This is a genomic window from Paenibacillus mesotrionivorans (assembly GCF_046098205.1).
Lineage (GTDB): Bacteria > Bacillota > Bacilli > Paenibacillales > NBRC-103111 > Paenibacillus_AR > Paenibacillus_AR mesotrionivorans.
In genome coordinates this window covers 263,170-283,561 of record NZ_JBJURJ010000001.1, presented here as the reverse complement: position 1 = coordinate 283,561, position 20,392 = coordinate 263,170, and the positions used below count along the sequence as shown (strand labels likewise).

Annotated in this window: 19 protein-coding genes; 18 read left to right on the top strand and 1 reads right to left on the bottom strand. The window is 54.1% G+C overall.

What is annotated here, in order from left to right; all coding sequences use genetic code 11:
- Positions 1 to 18: 18 nt before the first annotated feature.
- The 12 genes from dapB (at position 19) to ACI1P1_RS01255 (ending at position 12,611) form a co-directional block, all read left to right on the top strand.
- Positions 19 to 822 carry a 4-hydroxy-tetrahydrodipicolinate reductase gene (gene dapB, locus ACI1P1_RS01310; RefSeq protein ID WP_416214546.1) on the top strand — a complete coding sequence of 268 codons (804 nt, stop codon included), beginning with the start codon at positions 19 to 21 and terminating at the stop codon, positions 820 to 822.
- Positions 823 to 915: 93 nt separating this feature from the next.
- Positions 916 to 1,338 carry a methylglyoxal synthase gene (gene mgsA / locus ACI1P1_RS01305; RefSeq protein WP_416214777.1) on the top strand — a complete coding sequence of 141 codons (423 nt, stop codon included), beginning with the start codon at positions 916 to 918 and terminating at the stop codon, positions 1,336 to 1,338.
- On the top strand, positions 1,335 to 2,036 hold the full coding sequence (gene bshB1, locus ACI1P1_RS01300) for a bacillithiol biosynthesis deacetylase BshB1 (protein ID WP_416214545.1): 702 nt from the start codon (positions 1,335 to 1,337) through the stop codon (positions 2,034 to 2,036). The genes mgsA and bshB1 overlap by 4 nt, the downstream gene beginning before the upstream one ends.
- Positions 2,037 to 2,069: 33 nt before the next feature.
- Positions 2,070 to 3,260: an N-acetyl-alpha-D-glucosaminyl L-malate synthase BshA gene (bshA, locus tag ACI1P1_RS01295; RefSeq protein ID WP_416214544.1), complete on the top strand. Its 1,191-nt coding sequence runs from the start codon at positions 2,070 to 2,072 to the stop codon at positions 3,258 to 3,260.
- Positions 3,261 to 3,264: 4 nt separating this feature from the next.
- Positions 3,265 to 4,566, top strand: coding sequence for a CCA tRNA nucleotidyltransferase (locus ACI1P1_RS01290; protein ID WP_416214543.1), 1,302 nt, complete (start codon positions 3,265 to 3,267; stop codon positions 4,564 to 4,566).
- A 1-nt stretch (position 4,567) separates the two neighbouring features.
- Entirely contained in the window at positions 4,568 to 5,539 is a 972-nt protein-coding gene (locus ACI1P1_RS01285) for a biotin--[acetyl-CoA-carboxylase] ligase (RefSeq protein WP_416214542.1), read from the top strand.
- 370 nt (positions 5,540 to 5,909) lie between these two features.
- The gene (gene panB / locus ACI1P1_RS01280; RefSeq protein WP_416214541.1) at positions 5,910 to 6,764 is read left to right on the top strand and encodes a 3-methyl-2-oxobutanoate hydroxymethyltransferase; all 855 of its coding nucleotides are present in this window, start codon (positions 5,910 to 5,912) and stop codon (positions 6,762 to 6,764) included.
- Positions 6,765 to 6,867: 103 nt separating this feature from the next.
- Positions 6,868 to 7,812 (top strand): pantoate--beta-alanine ligase, encoded by a 945-nt coding sequence (gene panC / locus ACI1P1_RS01275; RefSeq protein ID WP_416214540.1) that lies wholly within the window; start codon positions 6,868 to 6,870, stop codon positions 7,810 to 7,812.
- A 19-nt stretch (positions 7,813 to 7,831) separates the two neighbouring features.
- Positions 7,832 to 8,218 carry an aspartate 1-decarboxylase gene (gene panD / locus ACI1P1_RS01270; protein ID WP_416214539.1) on the top strand — a complete coding sequence of 129 codons (387 nt, stop codon included), beginning with the start codon at positions 7,832 to 7,834 and terminating at the stop codon, positions 8,216 to 8,218.
- A 108-nt stretch (positions 8,219 to 8,326) separates the two neighbouring features.
- Entirely contained in the window at positions 8,327 to 9,037 is a 711-nt protein-coding gene (locus ACI1P1_RS01265) for a tetratricopeptide repeat protein (RefSeq protein WP_416214538.1), read from the top strand.
- A 95-nt stretch (positions 9,038 to 9,132) separates the two neighbouring features.
- The gene (gene dinG, locus ACI1P1_RS01260) at positions 9,133 to 11,991 is read left to right on the top strand and encodes an ATP-dependent DNA helicase DinG (protein ID WP_416214776.1); all 2,859 of its coding nucleotides are present in this window, start codon (positions 9,133 to 9,135) and stop codon (positions 11,989 to 11,991) included.
- Positions 11,988 to 12,611, top strand: coding sequence for a redox-sensing transcriptional repressor Rex (locus ACI1P1_RS01255; RefSeq protein WP_416214537.1), 624 nt, complete (start codon positions 11,988 to 11,990; stop codon positions 12,609 to 12,611). The genes dinG and ACI1P1_RS01255 overlap by 4 nt, the downstream gene beginning before the upstream one ends.
- A gap of 451 nt (positions 12,612 to 13,062) precedes the next feature.
- On the opposite strand, the gene ACI1P1_RS01250 is transcribed toward ACI1P1_RS01255, so the two are convergent.
- The gene (locus tag ACI1P1_RS01250) at positions 13,063 to 13,683 is read right to left on the bottom strand and encodes a DUF47 domain-containing protein (RefSeq protein WP_416214536.1); all 621 of its coding nucleotides are present in this window, start codon (positions 13,681 to 13,683) and stop codon (positions 13,063 to 13,065) included.
- A gap of 218 nt (positions 13,684 to 13,901) precedes the next feature.
- Here ACI1P1_RS01250 and ACI1P1_RS01245 point away from each other — a divergent pair, with 218 nt between their 5' ends.
- From ACI1P1_RS01245 to ACI1P1_RS01220, 6 genes are all read left to right on the top strand, one after another.
- Positions 13,902 to 15,206: an amidohydrolase gene (locus tag ACI1P1_RS01245; RefSeq protein ID WP_416214535.1), complete on the top strand. Its 1,305-nt coding sequence runs from the start codon at positions 13,902 to 13,904 to the stop codon at positions 15,204 to 15,206.
- A 54-nt stretch (positions 15,207 to 15,260) separates the two neighbouring features.
- Positions 15,261 to 15,761: a cell wall elongation regulator TseB-like domain-containing protein gene (locus ACI1P1_RS01240; protein WP_416214534.1), complete on the top strand. Its 501-nt coding sequence runs from the start codon at positions 15,261 to 15,263 to the stop codon at positions 15,759 to 15,761.
- Positions 15,762 to 15,929: 168 nt separating this feature from the next.
- A complete protein-coding gene (locus tag ACI1P1_RS01235) occupies positions 15,930 to 16,460 on the top strand; it encodes a hypothetical protein (protein WP_416214533.1) in 531 nt (176 codons plus the stop codon).
- A complete protein-coding gene (locus ACI1P1_RS01230) occupies positions 16,457 to 17,983 on the top strand; it encodes an AAA family ATPase (RefSeq protein WP_416214532.1) in 1,527 nt (508 codons plus the stop codon). The genes ACI1P1_RS01235 and ACI1P1_RS01230 overlap by 4 nt, the downstream gene beginning before the upstream one ends.
- A 315-nt stretch (positions 17,984 to 18,298) precedes the next feature.
- On the top strand, positions 18,299 to 19,171 hold the full coding sequence (locus ACI1P1_RS01225) for a 3-hydroxyacyl-CoA dehydrogenase family protein (RefSeq protein WP_416214531.1): 873 nt from the start codon (positions 18,299 to 18,301) through the stop codon (positions 19,169 to 19,171).
- Entirely contained in the window at positions 19,168 to 20,376 is a 1,209-nt protein-coding gene (locus ACI1P1_RS01220; protein ID WP_416214530.1) for an acetate kinase, read from the top strand. The genes ACI1P1_RS01225 and ACI1P1_RS01220 overlap by 4 nt, the downstream gene beginning before the upstream one ends.
- Positions 20,377 to 20,392 lie beyond the last annotated feature (16 nt).

Below are 20,392 nucleotides of genomic sequence, written 5' to 3'. Positions count from 1 at the left end.
AGGAACTAGGTGAAGCGGATGACAAACATCATTAAAGTTGCGGTATCGGGCGCAAGCGGGCGGATGGGCAAAGAAGTAGTCAAGATGGTCCTGGAGGACCCGGAACTGAAGCTTGTTGCCGCTGTGGACCACTACGGGGAAGGCCAGGATGCGGCAAGCCTGGTTGGGCTTCCGGATTGCGGAGTTTCTCTTACCCGGGATCTGGAGGAAACCCTCATCCGGACCGGCCCCGATGTTCTGGTGGATTTCACCATTCCCCAATCTGCTGTCGTGAATACCAGTGTGGCCATCCGCTGCGGCGTACGGCCGGTTATTGGCACCACCGGCTTTACGCCGGAGGATATTGCCGAATTGGACAAGCAGTGCCTCGAGAGAGGGATCGGCGGGCTGATCGCCCCCAATTTTTCCATTGGGGCTATTCTCATGATGAAGTTTGCCGCTCAGGCTGCCAAGTACATGCCGCATGTGGAGATTATCGAATTCCACGGGGACCAGAAGCTGGATGCGCCCTCGGGTACGGCTATCAAAACAGCTGAGCTCATCGCGGAAAACCGCAGGGAGCTGCGCCAGGGCAATCCCGAGGAAGAGGAAACTATTGAAGGAAGCCGCGGCGGGTACTACAATGGGTTTAGAATCCATAGCGTCCGTCTTCCCGGTGTATTCGCCCAGCAGGAGGTTGTGTTCGGCGGTTATGGCCAGACCCTCAAAATCCGCCATGATTCCTTCGAACGCGCCGGATATATGCCCGGAGTCAATATGGCCGTCAAGAAGGTCCTGCAAACCACGGGGATGGTGTACGGCTTCGAGCATTTTATTGATTGAACCTGTGGTGTAACGAAAAAGAGAGAGAATGAAGCGAGCCGGAGGCTCAATGCGTTCCTTCGAATGACAAGAAGGGGAGAGAGTACGATGCCCATGAAGATAGCCTTGATCGCCCACGACCGAAAAAAAGAAGAAATGGTCAATTTTGTGGTGGCCTTCGAACATGTATTCTGCGATGACCACGAGCTGTTTGCCACCGGCACCACCGGGCAACGGATTATGGATGCCACCAACCTTACCGTCAAACGTTTTATGTCCGGGCCGCTGGGAGGCGATCAGCAGATCGGCGCTTTGGTTGCCCAAAATGAGATGGACCTGGTCATCTTCCTGCGTGATCCGTTGATGGCCCAGCCCCATGAGCCCGACATCACCGCGCTCCTGCGCCTGTGCGATGTCCAGGGGATTCCGGTCGCTACCAATATCGCGACGGCGGAGATTCTGATCAAGGCTCTGGAGCGCGGGGATTTCGCCTGGCGGGAGCTGGTTCATAAATATAAGCCGGGTGTTGAGGGATGACGGACGGATTGGATATCCTGATTTTCGGGGCCCATCCGGATGATGCCGAAATCGGCATGGGAGCCACCATCTATAAACATACCTCCGCCGGTCTCCGGGTAGGCATTTGCGACCTGACCCGGGCGGAGATGTCCTCCAACGGGGATGTGGAAACCCGTATGCTTGAAGCGGAGCAGGCCTCAGAGGTTCTGGGTCTTACGCTCCGCACCAATCTGGGGCTCCCGGACCGGGGGCTGTTTATTTGCAAGGAGCATATTGACGCCATCACCTTAGAAATCCGCAGGCACCGTCCCCGGATCGTAATGGCGCCATATTGGCAGGACCGGCACCCTGATCATGTGGCTTGCAGCCATCTGGTAAAGGAGGCGGTATTCAATGCCAAGCTGCGGCGGTATCTTCCGGAGAGTCAGCCGGTTGTGGTGGAGAAGCTGCTGTTTTATTTTATCAACGATGTATATGATGCCGATTTGGTTGTGGATGCGGGAGAGGTTTATGACCGCAAAACAGCGGCCCTGTCCGCTTACCGGTCCCAATTTACGGCGGCCGGGCCGGATAACGATTATGTGGCCACTCCGCTTAACCAATCGTATCTGACCCGGGTGGAGGCTAGAGACCGGCTGCTGGGACAGAAGCTCAGCCTTACATATGCGGAAGGGTTTGTTTCCCTCATGCCTCATGAGGTGAATTTGTTTATATAAAGGAATGTCCCGGCAAGAGAAAGGGGATCGGATATGAGCGAAACCTTGCGGATCGGCATCACCTGCTATCCAACGCTGGGCGGCTCCGGCGTGGTTGCCACAGAGCTGGGAAAAATGCTGGCGGAAAAGGGACACGATGTTCATTTCATCACGCACAGTATCCCGTTTCGTCTGGGCAGATTCGATAAACATATATTCTTCCACGAGGTGGAAGTGAGCGATTATTATGTATTCCGCTACCCTCCCTACGATCTGTCGCTGGCCAGCAAGCTGGCGCAGGTAGCCAAACGGGAGAAGCTGGATTTATTGCATGTGCATTATGCCATCCCGCATGCGGTGTGTGCGCTCCTCGCCAAACAAATGGTGGGGGACCACTTGAAGGTCGTCACCACCCTTCATGGCACGGATATTACGGTTCTGGCCCAGGATGATTCCCTGTCGGACCTTATCCGCTACGCCATCAATCAAAGCGATGCGGTAACCGCCGTGTCGGAGGATCTGATCCGGGAAACCCGGGAGACTCTGCTGGTTGACCGGCCCATTGACCTGACCTATAATTTCGTGGACAAACGGGTGTATTACCCCCGCAATGTCAGCAAGCTGAGAGCTGAATTCGCCCATGTGGATGAAAAGATTCTGATGCATATCAGCAACTTCCGCCCGGTGAAGCGGGTGCTGGATGTGGTGGAGGTGTTCGCCAAGGTGAACGACAACATCCCGTCCCGGCTCCTGTTCGTAGGAGAAGGGCCGGATCTGTCCAAGGTGATGGCCAGGGTGAAGGAGTTGGGCATCAGCGACCGGGTTTCCTTCTGCGGCAAGCAGGATGATGTGGCGGAGGTGATCTCCTTGGCCGATCTGTTGCTGCTTCCTTCCGAAAAGGAAAGCTTCGGTTTGGTGGCCCTGGAGGCGATGGCCTGCGGCGTGCCGACGGTAGGCTCCTTGGCCGGCGGTATTCCGGAGCTGGTGAAGGATGGGGAAACAGGCTATCTGTCCCCAGTGGGAGATACGGACAAAATGGCCAGGGATGCCATCCGTCTGTTGTCGGACGGCGACCTGTACCAGCGTATGGTAGAGGCTTGTCTGTCCAGAGCCCGCAACGCCTTCTGCAATAACCGCATTACGGCGGATTATGAGGATATTTATTACCGTGTACTGGGGCGGACCGCACCGGAGCGCAATGCCGGGGACGGAAGCGCCGATTCTAAATTAAGCTGTCTGGGGTAATGAAATGGTGTGGAGCAAATTGGAGAAGCTGGGCATCGGCCTGTTGGAGACGTTGGAGCAGGCTGGTTATGAGGCCTATTTTGTCGGAGGCTATGTGCGGGACAAGTACCTGGGCAAGCCGGTAAAGGATATTGATATTGCCACCTCGGCCAGGCCGGAAGAGGTGGTTAGGCTGTTTGCGCGGACGATTCCCACCGGATTGAAGCATGGCACGGTGACGGTGCTGGCGGAAGGAGAAACCTTCGAGGTGACCACCTTCCGCAAGGAATCCGATTACGCGGACTTCCGCAGGCCGGATGAGGTGGAATTCATCTCGGAGCTGGAGGAGGACCTGCGGCGGCGGGATTTCACCATGAACGCCATGGCCATGGACAGGCATGGAGGCATCCGCGATCCCTTCGGCGGAAAAGAGGATCTGAAGGCCGGGCTGCTCCGCTGTGTCGGGGACCCGGCCGAGCGGTTCCGGGAGGATGCGCTGCGGATGCTGCGGTGCGTCAGGTTCGCCTCGGTCTATGATCTCACCGTAGATGAGGCCACCTGGCAAGCGGTGCTGGAGCGGCGGGAGCTGCTGCTTCATGTGGCGATGGAGCGCGTGCGGGTGGAGCTGGAACGGATGATGGGAGGTCCCCATCCGTACGAAGGCTGGCGGCTGCTTGCCGAAAGCGGCCTGCTTGGGTTTACCAAGGACAAGCTGGCTTGGTCCTATTCGGAACCATCCAGCCCCAGTCTGCCTGCTGAGCTGAAGACACTGCCCGCATTGGCCGAATCGGACCGGCGCTGGATTCTCGTGGTCCTGCTGTCGGGTTTGAATGCCGGACAATGCCGGGAGCTGCTGCGTAAGATGACCTTCTCCTTGAAGGATGTGGAACGTTTCTCCAGAGCTGCCGAGTTTGGCGAGTGGGTAACGGCCATAGAATGGTCGCCGGGCATGAGCCGGGTATGCAGTGAGCTGGAGAACTGCTCTGCAGCTGAGGTGTGGCAGCTCGGCACTCTGCAAATCGGGGTAGAGGCTGCTGCGGACTGGCTTGCGGTGATGAAAGCGTTGGAGCGGGAAGGTTATCTCGTGACAGCCGGACTCAGACTTGCCGTGGATAACGGGCAAGCCTGGCTGGACGAGCTGCGGATCAAGGAGCTGAAGGAGCTGGCGGTTACCGGCGGCGAACTGATTGCCGCATCAGGCCGTGGTGCAGGTCCTTGGGTAGGTGCGGCTATGTCCCGTTTACTGCGGCTTGCTGCGGTGGGCCGGGTTGCCAACACCAAGGCGGAATTGCTGGAAGCAGTGTTGGACAGCGGGGGAGGTGCATAACATGAAGCATCGGCTTTTGGAGCTGTTTAAGAATGCGGGAGGCGCCTACCTGTCCGGCGGTGATATCAGCAAGGCTCTGGAGGTCAGCCGTACGGCCATCTGGAAGCATATCCAGGCGCTGAAGGAGGACGGCTATACCTTTGAGGCGATCCCGCGGCGGGGATACCGGCTGCTGTCGCAGCCGGATAAGCTCTCACCTGCTGATATTCTACCTTATCTGCGCACCCGGGTTCTGGGACAGAACATCCACTGCTTCGACGAGGTGGATTCCACGCAGAATGTAGCCCAGCGCTTGATCCGGGATGGCGCTCCGGAAGGAACATTGGTACTGGCGGAGCGCCAAACGGCAGGAAGGGGCCGGTTGGGGAGGCATTGGCATTCTCCCAAAGGCAAAGGCATATATATGAGTCTGGTCGTGAAGCCGGAAATCCCCCTGCACTTAACACCGCATCTGACCCTGCTGGCCGCAGTGGCGCTTAACCGGGCTATCCGCAAGGTGGTGCCGGAGGTACATCCGGCTATCAAATGGCCGAATGACCTGTTGATCAACGGCAAAAAAATCAGCGGTATTCTCCTCGAATCCAGTGCGGAGAATGAGCAGCTGCAATACATTGTGACCGGTGTGGGCATCAGCTGCAATCTGGAGCAGTCCGATTATCCGGAGGAGCTTAATCCCAAAGCCACGTCCCTTATGATCGAGTCTGGCAAACGGATTGACCGTGCCAGACTGATTGCCGAATTTCTGGGCCAGCTGGAGGAGCTCTACGCCCTCTATTACGCCCAAGGCTTCAGCCCCATCCGGACGCTGTGGGAGGCTTCGGCAGCTACGCTGGGGCAGACCGTTCGTTCTTCTGATGCAAACGGAAATTTTGAAGGTACGGCGGTAGGACTGAATGAGTGGGGCGGACTGATCTTGCGGATGGCTGACGGCACAGAACGGACCATCTATTCGGCGGATACCAGAAATTCGTAGTTGTAATTAGGGTAAACCATAAAGGAGAATGAAGAAGATTTTTCGGAGAAGGATGCCATTCAATTGAGCACCGACTACAAGGAAACTAAGGAAACTGCCGAAAAAGGAATTTCCATCCAAATGATTGAATGAAAATCATTCGCTTTTTTTCATCAATTGCAGTATGATGCAAGTAAGGCGGTATCCGCACCGGAACCGCACTTTCTAACCGTTTTGGGAATGCTAACCCTTATATCGGATTCTGCTCTGAGCCGTTTGGACCGAGACAGAAGGGATCATAAGACAACTGAACCATGTCTTTTTGTGACCTTATCGGCCTTCCTGCGGCGGGAAGGTTTTTTTATTTTTAACCAATAAGGAGAGATATGTTATGGAGAGCCGCAAGCCTGTTACAATCCCGCAATTCAAAAAAATGAAGAAGGAAGGGACGCCAATCGCGTTCCTCACCGCATACGATTATCCTTCCGCACAATTGGCGGAGGAAGCCGGTGTGGACGGTATCCTGATCGGCGATTCACTGGGCAATGTGGTGCTGGGCTACGATTCCACTCTGCCGGTTACGCTGGATGATATGATCCACCACACCAAAGCCGTTACCCGCGGCGCAAAAATCCCTTTTGTGATTACGGATATGCCGTTTCTAACCTATCACGGCAGCATAGATGAAACCATGCGCAATGTTGGCCGCGTCATGCGTGAAGGCTTGTGCAAGGGTGTCAAAATGGAAGGCGGAGCTGAAATTGCCGCTACTGTGGAAGCCTGCGTACGGGCCGGCGTTCCAGTTATGGGACATATCGGCCTTACGCCGCAAGCAGTGCACCAGATTGGTGGTTACCGGATTCAAGGCAAGGACTCCCCAGGAGCGCAGAAGCTGCTGGAGGATGCGTTGGCTTTGGAGAAAGCAGGCGCCTTCGCCATTGTGCTGGAGCTGGTGACCGAGGAGGTCGCCCGGATGATTACCTCCCGGCTGTCCATCCCTACCATCGGCATCGGAGCCGGTACCGGATGTGACGGACAGATTCTGGTGTTCCATGATATTCTGAACTACGGAGCGGACATCCGCCCCAAAAAATTCGTCAAAACCTATACGGACATTGGCAGTTCCATCCGCCAGGGCATCCGCCAGTATGTGGACGAGGTCAAGACCGGGCAGTTCCCCCGGGAGGAGCATTCTTTTAAGGGGAATAACGAAGCTGTCGCCTACCTATACGGGAATAAAGAATAAGTAATAAAAAGCCGCCCTCAAACCGGCCTTGCCGGTTTCGAGGCTTCAATAACTTATCTGGCCTTCGGCTTGACCAAGTTATTTCAGAGGAGAGACAAAAACCATGCAAATCGCCAGAACCATTGAAGATGCACGGATGATGATTATGGAAGCCAAAACTCGGGCGCTCCGGGAGGGCCGCTCCACAGTGACCGGATTTGTTCCCACCATGGGTTACCTGCACCAGGGACATGCCAGTCTGCTGCGCCAGGCCAGGGAGGAATGCGGTGTCCGGGTGCTGAGCATCTTTGTGAATCCTATCCAATTCGGCCCCAAGGAGGACCTGTCCCGTTATCCCCGCAACGAAGCAGGGGATCTGCAGCTTGCGGAAGAGAATGGAGTGGACGTAGTATTCCTGCCTTCAGTCGAAGAGATGTATCCCCGGGCTATCAAAACAAGTGTTCAGGTTGCTGATGTTACGGAGAGGCTCTGCGGGGCATCGCGGCCGGGGCACTTTGACGGAGTGGCTACCGTAGTGTCCAAGCTGTTCAACATTGTCCAGCCTGACAAGGCGTACTTCGGGATGAAGGATGCCCAGCAGGTGGCGGTTATCGAACAAATGGTATTCGACCTGAACATTCCCGTGCAAATTATGCCTTGTCCCATCATCCGGGAAGCGGACGGTTTAGCATTAAGCTCCCGTAATGTGTATCTGGGCGTGGAGGAGCGGCGCCAGGCGCTGATTCTTTCGGAAACCCTGAAGCTTACGGAAGACTGGCTGGCGGAGTGCCGGGGAGATTTTGCAGCTGTCAAGGAAAGAATGGAGGCTCATATCCGGACCATGCCTCTTGCCGATATCGATTACGTGGATTTGATGCTGTACCCGGACATCCAACCGGTATATGGATTGCCTGTAGGAGAATGGGCCGGGCGCCGCCTCTTAGCTGCATTGGCGGTGCGTTTCGGCACTACCCGTCTGATCGACAACCGTTTGTTCGAGCTGGGAGACGGGGTTTCAAAAACCTTGCGTCCGGCAGAGCAAAGCCGCGCCGGTGTATCCCGCGTATAAAGAGAAAGGAGAGATCTTCATGTTTCGAACAATGATGAAGGCCAAGCTGCACAGAGCGACGGTGACGGAGGCCAACCTGAACTATGTGGGCAGCATTACAATTGATGAGGATTTAATGGATCTGGTGGATCTGCTCCCCAATGAAAAGGTGCAGATTGTCAATAACAATAACGGTGCCCGGCTGGAAACCTATACAATTCCGGGTCCCCGCGGGTCCGGTGTGATTTGTTTGAACGGAGCGGCTGCACGGCTGGTCCATCCCGGCGATATCGTGATTATTATCAGCTACGCCATGATGACTGATGAGGAAGCTCGCAATAACAAGCCCAAGATTGCCGTGCTGGACGCGGCCAATAAGCCGGTGAATATGCTGGAGTCCGAACCGCATTCCACTGTCCTGATCTGAACCATTGTTAATGCGCTCCCCGCTTGGGAAGCATTTGAGCGGTATGAAACCCGCTGCGGTGACAAAGAATGAGGGTACAACAATCTTGAAGCCCAAGGTGGTGTGCCCATGTTCAAACAGCTGTTTGCTTCCATGAACGGCGCATTGGATGATATTCTGTCGCGTCTCCCCTCGTCTTCTGGCAAGGAACGCAAGGACCTGGAAGAGCGGCTGTCCGTGTTAAAGGCAATGAGCGACACCTGCATTGAGGAATGGCTGTTGTTCGAGGAAAAAATGGGGCTGCTTTCAGAAGGGAAGTCCGCTCCGGGGAACGGGGCTTCCATGAGTCTTCCGGCTGGTAAACCCGGCTTGTTGCCGGGAGCAGCTCTGACTGCCGCGGCGCCGGCGGGATTCCTGACAGAACCTGAACAAGCTAAACAAAAAGCGTCTTCTGCAACATACGGATTGAAAAAGCCGCTTAGCTTGGCCAGCTTCTCCAAGGGCCAGGGCTTTTACAAGCTCTCCATGTACAAACAGGCGGTGGATGAACTGGAGCGTGTGGTGGAGACCCAGCCGGATGATTTGTTGGCCCGGATGTATTTAGCCATGGCTTATTTCCACAGCGAGGAATACGCGGAAGCCTACCGCCATTTTCAAATTGTGGTGCCCTTGACCGATGATCTGAAGATGAAGGCCATTTCATACAATGCCATGGGCTGCATCCAGGCTGAACGCCAGAATCTGGACAAGGCTCTGGAGCTGTTCCGGCTAGCCCATTCGGCGGATCCCGCCTCCATAGAGCCGGTGTTGACCCCGGCCCATTGGGATAAACGGAAATAAAGCAAGAACAAAACATTTGTTCTTCCCAACCCCGACTCCTTTTGGTATGCTAAAAGGACAGCCCATCAATGACAAGAGAGGATTGGACGGGGAGAATGAAATTCGCCGTATTGGATTTTGAAACTACAGGCAACCAGCCTTCCGACGAAATCATTCAAGCCGGACTGGTCATCCTGGAAGATACTGAAATTACCGGCAGATACGCCTCCTTCATTAAACCATCGGGGCCTATTCCCGAATTTATAACCACCTTAACCGGCATTACCGACCAAATGGTGGAGTCTGCTCCGTCTGTGGAAAGTGTGATGGCACAGATGGCTCCAATGTTGGAGGATGCGGTGCTGGTGGGTCATAACGTTTCCTTTGACCTCGGCTTTTTGCAGCGGGGGTTGGATATTTCGGGGTATCGTCCCTTTTCCGGAAGGGTTCTCGATACCCTGGATTTTTTGCGTATGCTGTTCCCCATGCTTGGCAGCCTGCAGCTGTCCATGGTTACCCAAACCATGGAGATCCCCCATGAACGACCCCACCAGGCGGATTCGGACGCAGAGGCAACGGCTCTTCTATGGGTGAAGGTGCTGGAACGCTTCGAGGATTTGGATCTGCTCACGGTGCAGCGCCTTTCCTATCTGTTCGAAATGGAAAATACAGACCTCAGCTGGTTTCTAAAGGAAATTCTGGGGTTGAAGGAAATTGCTACTCCGGTGGATCCCAATTTGGACCGGTATTTCCGGCAATATTCCCTGAAGGCCGGGGAATGGGGCGAGGAGAAAAAGCCGCGGGCAGACAAGGAATGGCTGGACAAACCCTTCGAGGAATTCCATGCCTATCTCACAGAGCGGATGAAGGAGAAATTCCCCGGCTACGAGGAGCGGCCTGCCCAGGCCCAGATGATTCGTGATGTACAGGGGGCTTTATCCGACAGCGCCCACCTGCTGATTGAGGCGGGAACGGGGACCGGAAAGTCCTTGGCTTATTTGATCCCAGCCCTTCATTACGGCATCAGCGAAGAGAAGAAAATCGTGGTCAGCACCCATACCATCCAGCTTCAGGAGCAGCTGCGCCAGCGGGATATCCCGCTTTTGCAGGAGCTGTTTCCTTTTGGGTTCGAGGCGGCTGTTCTGAAGGGGCGTAATCATTATCTGTGCCTCCGCAAATTCGAGACCAAGGTGAATACGGCAGACTTCGCCAACGGCCGCGATGACCGGCTGACGGCTGCGCAAATGACCGTATGGCTCTCTGACACAGAACGGGGAGACGACGAGGAGCTGTATTTGACCTCCAAAGGCAATGACTTCTGGCAGGATGTGCAAAGCGATGCGGATTCTTGCTTGAACCGCCACTGCCCTTGGTTCCGGCGCTGCTTCTACCACCGGGCAAAGCATGAATCTACCCAGGCGGACGTGATTATCGTCAATCATTCCCTGCTGTTTACGGATATTAAAGCGGAGAACCGGCTGCTGCCGGCTTATTCGCAGTTAATCGTGGACGAGGCTCATCACTTCGAGGAGGTAGCGGCCAAGCATCTGGGCTTGGAGCTGCATTACCTTAGCTTTGTGCACACGTTGACATGGCTGTATAAGGATTCCCGTTCGGGCCTCCTGCCGTTGGTATCCATGCGTATTCAAGAGCATGCGGCTGGGGATAAAGCATCCAAGTGGCTGCGGGCTATAGTGGACGTGGAGGAGAAGCTGGTGGAGGCCAAGGAGCACTGGGACGAGCTGTCCCAGCTGCTGTATGACTTTGCGGGAATGTCGGCCAGCGCCTCCGACCCTGCATCGGCGGAAGCCGGGCAGCTGGTGGTGCGGGTTAAACCCGCCATGCTTCCTCCTAGCTGGGAGACTCTCCGGAAGATGGAGGAGAATATCTACGTTGGCCTTGGTGAAGCTTCGCGGCAGCTGGACCGGCTGCTGAATGATTGGAAGGATGTCCAGGATGACCTGGGCATACAGACTCTGGTTACGGATTTGAACGGGGCCGGCAAGGATCTGGACAGGCACCGGGATACCCTTCACAGGTTTATGCATATGCCTGAGCAGGATGATGTGTATTGGCTGGAAGCGAGCAGCCAGTTCAAGAGTAAGTCCCTTCAATTGGTAAGTGTTCCTGCGGATGTAAGCGCCATTCTTCGACAGTTCTTTTTTGATGCAAAAGATAGTATAATATTGACATCTGCCACCTTGTCCGTGGACAAGAAATTTCATTATATCTGCGAACAGCTGGGGCTTATGGAGAATAGCCCGTCCGGCAAGGTCCGGACGGTCATTCTGCCATCCCCCTTTCAATACAGGGAGCAGGCGCTGGTAGCGGTGCCCCGCGATTTTCCCAATATTAAGGGCAGTGCCGCCGAAGCGTATTATATCGAGAAGCTTACGGAATCTCTGCGCGATGTGGCGGTGGCAACCAACGGAAGAATGCTTGTGCTGTTCACCTCGTACCGGATGCTGAAGGCGGTTCACCAGAGGCTGAAGGAAGAGCTGGCCTCAAGAGGGATTCAGGTGCTGGGGCAGGGGATGGACGGCGGCAACCGGAGTAAGCTGACGCGGATGTTCAAGGACAGTGCCGCAAGTGTCCTGCTGGGCACCAGCTCCTTCTGGGAGGGTGTGGACATTCCCGGAGATGCGTTAAGCTGCCTGGCTATTGTGAGATTGCCTTTTCAGCCGCCCAACCATCCTCTTGTGGAGGCCAAGTGCGAGCTTTATAAGGAAAAAGGACAGAACCCCTTTATCAAATATTCTGTGCCCCAGGCGGTTATCCGCTTCAAACAGGGCTTCGGCCGGCTGGTGCGGACCGCCACCGATAAAGGAACGGTTATTGTCTATGATACCCGGGTGATTGATACGGCATACGGCAAGCATTTTCTTTACTCCCTGCCCGGGCCGAAGATTGAGCATATGACAACTTCGCAATTGGTGCCGAGAATCATGGAATGGATGAGGAGTGAGGAAGGTTGAAGACGGAGAAGATTTCGGAGGCCGTCGTACGAAGGCTTCCGGTATATCTAAGGTTTCTTAACGAATTGAATATGAAGAATGTCCAGACTGTGTCCTCCCAGGACCTGGGCAACAAGTTGGACCTGAACCCGGCCCAAATCCGCAAGGATCTGGCGTATTTCGGGGAGTTCGGCAAGAAGGGGATCGGATACGATGTGAATTACCTCATCGAGAAGATCCGGCAGATTCTGAAGCTGAACCAAGACATTGCCGTTGCCCTGGTGGGAGCGGGAAACCTGGGACGGGCGCTGTGCAACTACAATGTCTATCTGAAGGACAATATGAAGATTACGGCCATCTTCGACGACAGTCCGGACAAGGTGGGCACCAGCATCAATAACCTGCAGGTGCATCCTATGAAGGAGCTGGTTGGGACGATTCGTGAGGAGGCCATCCGAATTGGCATTATCACGGTTCCGGCTTCGGAGGCCCAGTCGGTGGCGGATGAATTCGTGCGCGGCGGGGTAGAAGCGATCCTGAACTTTGCGCCGGTGATTATTAAGGTTCCGATGCACATCCGGGTGCATAATGCGGACTTTACGACGGATCTGCAAAGCCTGGCCTATTATTTGGACGAATAGCGGCATACAGAATATTATGTGGAAAGGGATGTCCCCATCAGGCGGGCATCCCTTTTTTTGATGTTTTTGTGGAGGTGGTTTTTGGCGATCGAACAGCGGGCGTTTCTCCTTGCAAAAGTGCATCTATTCTCCCCGGAACCCGACGTTTGCTGCATACCAAATGCAAAAGTGCACCTATTTCCTCCGCCCAGGCTTCATAATGCCCCCATGTGATGGAAATAACTGCATTTTTGCAGGAAAGACGATAAAACGAAGGTTTGTCTCTCCAATAAATGTACTTTTGCATTTCGGAAGAGAATGGGAGTAACGTTCTAACGTGTGCAACCCTCTAAAGCAAAGTTTGAACATGCAGTACGTTGGTGTAGTGTAAGCCTCAAAATAAAAAAAGGCCGCAATCATCGATTGCAGCCGGCTGTGGACCGCCCTGGGGCAGTCTCTTTCAAACCATCACTTACGCGTACTTCAATACAATGCCGTCCAGAATGTCGGCCACGTTCTCGCAGGCATCAGTAGTCAGCTCCAGCTGTTCATACATTTCCTTCAGCTTGAAGTCATGGTACGGATCCTTGGGATTGTGGAAAATATCCTTGATGCCTTGACGGAGCAGCTTGTCTCCTTCGTTCTCCATGCTGTTGATCTTCACGGTGAATTCGGCAATCTGCATGTACTTCTTCTTGGAAAGCAGCTTGATGGCGTCCAGTATGTATTGGCAGGCATTCACCAGCACAACCGAGAACTCCTTCATGTAATGATCCGTAGCCTGAATATTCAAATAATCAAACCGCGCGATGCATTCTTCAATGCCGTCGATCACGTCGTCCATCTTGGCAGCCAGAGCCAGAATGTCCTCCCGGTCGATGGGGGTAATAAACACCTTGTTCAGCCCGCGGAAAACGGAGTGGGTAATGGTGTCTCCCTTATGCTCCAAGTCGCGAAGCTCCTGCTGGTAGGCGGTAGGGGAGCCTTCGCTCATCATCGCCTGGCGGAATACGTGGGCAGCCTGAAGCGTATTCTCTGCGGATTGTGTCAGCAGTACGTAAAAATCCTCGTCCTGTTTCTTGCCGATTGCCATGTCCAAAGACCTCCAAGGCTTGCGGGCATTCAAGTGCCCGTTTATTCGAAAACTTCATGCATCCTTTGTTATGCATCCGTAACTCTTAAAATACCATATTCTCCGTCCCGTATGCAATGGATCTTTTCTTGATTTTCCCTTCCGGTCATTGTAGAGTGAAGAAAAGAGATTGCCTGCGGCACTTATAATTCTGCAGCAACAGGAAAGGGGCTTATCGGATGACCCGACTGGTTATTGAAAACGGTGTTTTTGTCACCGGCGACGCAGTGCGCCCGGTAGTGAAAGGATATATGGCGGTAGAGGGTGACCGGATAACGGAGCTTGAGGAGGGGGCCTATCCCGGCCAACCGGGTGAAAGCAATGTCCAGCGCCTGGACGCCCGCGGCAAGCTGTTTATGCCCGGCTGGGTGAATACCCATGGCCATGCGGCGATGGCTTATTTGCGCGGCTACGGGGATGATCTGGCCCTGCAGGTATGGCTCTCGGAGAAAATGTGGCCCAATGAAGCCAAATTTACTGCAGAGGACGTGCGGTGCGGGACCCTTCTGTCCATTGTCGAGATGATGAAGGGCGGCACCACGACCTTCGTGGATATGTATGACCATATGGATGAGGTGGCCAAGGCTGTAGAGGAATCCGGGATCCGCGCCGTTCTGGCCCGGGGAGTCATCGGACTGTGTCCGCCGGAGGAGCAGGACCGGAAGCTGCAGGAGGCGATCCGTTTCGCCAGAGAGTGGAACGGCAAGGCAGACGGACGAATCACTACGATGATGTCGCCCCACGCCCCGTACACATGCCCGCCTGATTATATTGAACGCATCGTGCAAGCCGCACATGAGCTGGACCTGCCTATTCATATCCATATGTCTGAAACCATCCGGGAAGTGGAGGAGAATGTAGCCCAATACGGTCTGCGCCCCGCCGCCCACCTGGAGAAGCTGGGTGTATTCGGCCGGCCCTGCCTGATTGCCCACGGAGTGCATTTGACGGATGATGAAATCGATATTCTCTGCCGCTATGACGTGCGCATCAGCCATAATCCGGGCAGCAATCTCAAGCTGGCCAGCGGTGTGGCCCGGGTGCCGGACTTGCTTGCCGCAGGGCTCCTGGTTTCCCTGGGTACGGACAGCTCCGCCAGCAACAATAATCTGGATATGTTCGAGGAAGCGCGCCTGGCCGCCCTGATCCATAAAGGAGTCTCCGGCGATCCCACTGCCGTTCCGGCTACAGTTGCATTCCGCATGGGTACGGCCGACGGGGCCAAATCCTTGTGGCTGCCGGACACCGGTGTCCTCAAGGCGGGGATGAAGGCGGACTTTATCGGTCTGGATAACAACCGTCCCCACTTCTACCCCCGGACCGACTACGTATCCCATATCATTTATTCCGCTTCAGCCGGGGATGTCACCGATGTGTGGGTGAACGGCAAACAAACGGTGAAGAACGGGGAATGCCTCACGCTGGACGAGGAAAAAATCAAGGCCGAATTCCAACGCCGCTACGAGGGGATTATCGGAAGATAAGCTCTGCATGTAGCATGTTAAGGAGCTTAAGGCCGCTACAAGAGGGATGGGAGAATGAGCCGCTGGAAAAAGAATGTGCTTCTGGGGAGCATCTGCTTGGCTGTACTGCTCCTTGGACTGTTTATATTCGGGGAGCGTCTGACCGCGGGGGAATGGCAGGAGAAGAAGGAGGCGGTCCTGACCGCTTACAGCCAGACCATGATGGTGAAGGCCGACCGGGTGGACACCTTTATTGGAACGGAAACCTGGCGCATCGTCTTCGGAGAAGACAAACTCCAGAAAAAAATGATCGTATGGATCGGAGAAGAATCGGGGATCCATACAGAATATGAGTCCAACGGTATTTCTATGGCCAATGTTTCGTCGAAGGTGACTGCCGCGGATCCCGCTGCCCGCATTCTCCGGGTTACACCGGGTAAGCTGGAGCAAGAGCTGGTGTGGGAGGTTTATTACGAGCGCGAGCAGGAAAACGGGCGTACGGAAGGCTTCTACGGCTATTACCGGTTCGCCGACGGCGAACTCTTGGATACCTATAGATTGGGAGCAAAAGGTTAAATGTTGTCAAGACACCTGGAAGGGTGTCTTTTTTCTTTCCACAAATTCGCTAAGAAGTATTCACAAAGTTGATATACTCTAGTATATAAAAAAGTGATATACTCATTATTATATTAGTATTCATTCTAAATAACGAATCTTTTTTAATTACAGGAAGGGGGACATCCCTTGAAGCTCAAAGCAACACCTATTCTAATTGCTGTTGTCGCATCGGCGGCCGTTCTGTTCGGCGGATGGTTTATTTATCATAGTGTCGCTCTAGAAAGTCCTTTGAATCATGCTTTGAATGAGACAGCTGGGGTTGTGGATTACAAGGCCAGCATCTCCGGGCAAAAGACGGTGTTTAATGTACAGCTTAACAATCAAGCTAATATACGTGAAATTGTTCACAAAATTAGCCAAAAGAACGACGAGGTAGCCGGTGACCGGGTGCCTGAGATTAAAGTGACCAGCAACACCTCCCCGCAGCTGGAGAACTGGTGGTCTACTGCATTGTTCGACGTGGCCCAGGCCATGGAAACCCGCCGTTACGCCGATATTCCGGCTGCTTTGAACGCTAAGGCAGGCCAGCTTCAAGGCTTGTCCGTTCAAACCGAGATGGATGACGATAATGTTTATGTGCGTTTGACGGAAGGGGAGCATGTGAAGTTTGTAATCCTGCCCCGTACCGCTGCCAAGATGGGAGTGTGGAGCCAATGATGAAATACGGGAAGGAAATTCTGATCGGCATTGTCCCTGTTGTTATCGCGTTTCTCGCTTTTATCGGGCTGAATGTGATTCCGGTTGTATTTATGGGCTTGATAGCAGTTGCTCTGTTTATGATCACGAGAGCGAGAACCGGAGGGGCCGCGGCGGTTAGCGCCGTGGACCGGAAATCCAAAAGCCGGACACCGTCGTATATGACCTTTGAGGATATTGGCGGCCAGGACCGGGCAAAGAATGAACTGAAGGAAGCACTGGATTTTATCATTAAGCATGAGGACATTAAACGGCTGGGCATCCGGCCTTTGAAGGGCATTCTGCTGGAAGGCCCTCCAGGCACAGGCAAAACCTTGATGGCCAAAGCTGCTGCCCATTATACCAACTCCATATTCGTTGCCGCCTCCGGCTCGGAGTTTGTGGAAATGTATGTGGGTGTCGGTGCCAGCCGGGTCCGCGACCTGTTTAAGGACGCCCGGAACCGGGCGCAGAAGGAAGGCAAGGACAGCGCCATTGTGTTCATCGATGAGATTGATGTCATCGGCGGCAAACGCTCCGGCGGCCAGCACAAGGAATATGACCAGACCTTGAACCAGCTTCTGACGGAGATGGACGGGATCCATACTACGGACAGTCCCCGGGTTCTCATCATGGCAGCCACGAACCGCAAGGAAATGCTGGACAGTGCGCTGCTCCGTCCCGGCCGGTTTGACCGCCACATTACCGTGGATCTGCCGGACCGCAAGGGCAGAATGCATATTCTGAAGCTGCATGCTAAGAACAAACCTCTGGAAGAGTCGGTTAATCTGGATAAGGTAGCCGACGAGACCTTCCAATTCTCCGGCGCCCAGTTGGAAAGTGTGATGAACGAAGCAGCTATCTACGCCCTGCGGGATGGCTTGGAGAAGATTAGCCAGCAGCATCTGTCCTTGGCCGTAGATAAGGTCATGATGGGGGAACGTTCGGACCGGGAAGCCTCCCGGGAGGAAAAGATCCGTGTTGCCTACCACGAACTTGGTCATGCTATTGCCGCCGAGCTCCTGAAATCCGGCTCTGTCTCCCAGGTTGCCTTATCCCCGAGAGGCCAGGCGCTTGGGTATGTGCGGCATAATCCGCAGGCTGAGCAATACCTGTATACCAAGGAATTTATTGAAGAGAAAATCATGATCGCCCTTGGCGGTGCTGTTGCCGAAGAGATGTTCTACGGCGGCCGCAGCACAGGCTCCCGCAATGACTTCGAACAGGCGCTGTCTATGGTCAAGAATATGATGGATGCGGGGCTGACACGCCTCGGCATTATTGACCGTGAGATGATGACCAAGGAAGAGCTCATGAAGGAGAATGCGTCCATTATGGAAGAGCTGACCACCCGTACCCGGAACCTTCTGGAGAAGCACCGTCGTGTATTCGAGCAGTCCCTGGACATTCTTCTCCGGGAAGAAGTGATGTCCGGCGAGCAGTTCAGAGCGCTGCTTAAGGAAAAAATGTCGGCTGTGGAAGAACTCAAGGGCGTTTCCGCATAGTGCCAAAAAAAGGCGAAAACTTAAGGGAAGTGGGGAGACAGGCTTGCGCTCCTCACTTTTTTTTCGTATGCTTAGAAAGGGCCATCTTCTATTATTGTCGAAATATCGAATGTTTGTCCTCATCCGAACTCAAGCGGGTGGAAAAATGGTATGATAGCTCATGGCAGAAAAGCTGACCTGGACCTGCACGCCCGGGAGGCTTTTTCTTTGCGAATCGGATCTTGGGGCTTGGATACAATGTATAAGAAGAGCCCGGTTTGCAATTGCAAACGTGTGAATGTCCTACATAAATATAACAAGGAATGGGTGAAAAGAGTGCAATTCAAACGGATTGGTGTAATTGGGGCCGGCACGATGGGCCAAGGCATCGCCGAAATGCTGGCGGTGAAGGGGATGGAAGTTTTCCTGGTGGAAAAAACCCCCGAAAAACTGGATCAGGCTTGGGATATGATCGTGGTCAGCCTGGACAAGCAGATTGAAAAATGGGCCATTACGGTCTCTGAAAAGAAGCTGATTCTCTCCAAAATCCACAAGGTTTATGCGCTGGACAAAATCGCCGAATGCGACATGGTGATTGAAACCATCAGCGAGGACCTGGAAGCTAAAAATGAAGTGATCCGCAGCCTGGACAAGATTTGTCCTCCGGAAGTGATTCTTGCCAGCAATACCTCCACACTCAGCCTGACCCAGTTGGCAGCGGAAACCACGCGTCCCGACCGGGTTATCGGCATGCACTTCCTGCATCCGGTAGCAAAGATCGATCTGGTGGAAATCATCCGCGGCTTGAAAACCTCGGAAGAAACCTTCCAGCTGACCCGCCAATTCGTAGAAGAAACCATCACCAAGAAGGGTATCCAAGTCTACGAATCCCCGGGCTTCGTAACCACACGTCTGGTATGTACGCTGATCAACGAAGCGCTGCACGTGCTGGCTGAAGGCGTAGCCTCCGCTGAGGATATTGATTCCGCTATGAGAATCGGCTATGACTTCCATTACGGACCGCTTGAAATGTGCGACCGCTTCGGTCTGGACTCCGTTCTCGCCGCTATGGAAGGCATGTTCCGTGAATTCGGCGATATCAAATACCGCCCGAGCTTCCTGTTGAAGCAAATGGTCCGTGCCGGCCAATTGGGCACTAAAGTAGGACAAGGATTCTTCGCTTATGACAAGGATGGTGACCGTCTGTGAAAATTCTCGTAGTTAACGCAGGTAGCTCTTCTCTTAAATACCAGCTGTATGATATGAATGACGAATCCGTACTGGCCAAAGGCCGCGTCGAGCGCATCGGCATGGACACCGCCATTCTGGTGCACGAGCCCACTGATAAGCCGGAGCTGAAGGAAGTCAGCGAAATTCTGGATCACAATGTGGCTATCAAGAAGGTTGTGGATTGTCTGGTCCATCCGGAGCACGGCGTTATTTCCTCCATCAGCGAGGTGGAAGCCGTCGGACACCGTGTGGTACAAGGTGGCGACCTGTACTCCGAATCCGTGCTGGTCACTCCTGAAGTCAAGGCAGGCATCACCAGCCTGTTCGATCTGGCTCCGCTGCATAATCCGGCCCACATGATGGGGATTTCCGCTTGTGAAATCAACATGCCCGGTGTTCCGCAGGTTGTGGTATTCGATACGGCTTTCCACGCTACTATGCCGGAGAAGGTCTTCATGTACCCGCTCCCGCTTCGTCTGTACAAGAAGCATAAGGTTCGCCGCTACGGTTTCCACGGCACCTCCCACTTCTACGTCAGCCATGTGGCTGCCCAGTTCCTGGACAAGCCGCTGGAAGACACCAAAATCATTACCGCGCACATTGGCAACGGCGGTTCCGTTACAGCCGTTATGGGCGGGAAATCCTTCGACACTTCCATGGGGATGACTCCATTGGAAGGCCTTATGATGGGTACTCGCAGCGGCGACATCGACCCGGCCATCATCCCGTTTGTAATGGGCAAGGAAGGCATCGGCCCGATGGAAGCCAACTTTATGCTGAACAAACACAGCGGTCTGCAAGCCATTTCCGGCGGCTCCAGCGACATGCGTGAAATTGTGGAAGGTATGGAGAAGGGCGACAAGGGCTGCAAATTGGCATACGAAATGTACGAATACCGTATCCGCAAGCAAATCGGTGCGTATGTTGCCGCTATGAATGGTGTGGACGCCATCGTGTTCACAGCCGGTGTCGGCGAAAACTCCGCTGTGCTGCGTCTGAGCATTCTCGAGCAGTTGAGCTGGATGGGCGTTGATGTGGATCCGGAATTGAACAAAATCCGCAGCGGCGAGCCGCGTTTGATCACCAAGGAAGGCTCCCGTGTGAAGGTTCTGGTTATCCCGACCAACGAAGAGCTGGTTATCGCCCGCGACACCCACGAAATCGTAAAGAAGTCTCATAAGTAAGTCACAGCTACTATAT

Coding starts and splice junctions, on each gene's coding strand:
- dapB (WP_416214546.1), top strand. CDS start 19: ATGACAAACATCATTAAAGTTGCGGTATCGGGCGCAAGCGGGCGGATG.
- mgsA (WP_416214777.1), top strand. CDS start 916: ATGAAGATAGCCTTGATCGCCCACGACCGAAAAAAAGAAGAAATGGTC.
- bshB1 (WP_416214545.1), top strand. CDS start 1,335: ATGACGGACGGATTGGATATCCTGATTTTCGGGGCCCATCCGGATGAT.
- bshA (WP_416214544.1), top strand. CDS start 2,070: ATGAGCGAAACCTTGCGGATCGGCATCACCTGCTATCCAACGCTGGGC.
- ACI1P1_RS01290 (WP_416214543.1), top strand. CDS start 3,265: ATGGTGTGGAGCAAATTGGAGAAGCTGGGCATCGGCCTGTTGGAGACG.
- ACI1P1_RS01285 (WP_416214542.1), top strand. CDS start 4,568: ATGAAGCATCGGCTTTTGGAGCTGTTTAAGAATGCGGGAGGCGCCTAC.
- panB (WP_416214541.1), top strand. CDS start 5,910: ATGGAGAGCCGCAAGCCTGTTACAATCCCGCAATTCAAAAAAATGAAG.
- panC (WP_416214540.1), top strand. CDS start 6,868: ATGCAAATCGCCAGAACCATTGAAGATGCACGGATGATGATTATGGAA.
- panD (WP_416214539.1), top strand. CDS start 7,832: ATGTTTCGAACAATGATGAAGGCCAAGCTGCACAGAGCGACGGTGACG.
- ACI1P1_RS01265 (WP_416214538.1), top strand. CDS start 8,327: ATGTTCAAACAGCTGTTTGCTTCCATGAACGGCGCATTGGATGATATT.
- dinG (WP_416214776.1), top strand. CDS start 9,133: ATGAAATTCGCCGTATTGGATTTTGAAACTACAGGCAACCAGCCTTCC.
- ACI1P1_RS01250 (WP_416214536.1), bottom strand. CDS start 13,683: ATGGCAATCGGCAAGAAACAGGACGAGGATTTTTACGTACTGCTGACA.
- ACI1P1_RS01245 (WP_416214535.1), top strand. CDS start 13,902: ATGACCCGACTGGTTATTGAAAACGGTGTTTTTGTCACCGGCGACGCA.
- ACI1P1_RS01240 (WP_416214534.1), top strand. CDS start 15,261: ATGAGCCGCTGGAAAAAGAATGTGCTTCTGGGGAGCATCTGCTTGGCT.
- ACI1P1_RS01230 (WP_416214532.1), top strand. CDS start 16,457: ATGATGAAATACGGGAAGGAAATTCTGATCGGCATTGTCCCTGTTGTT.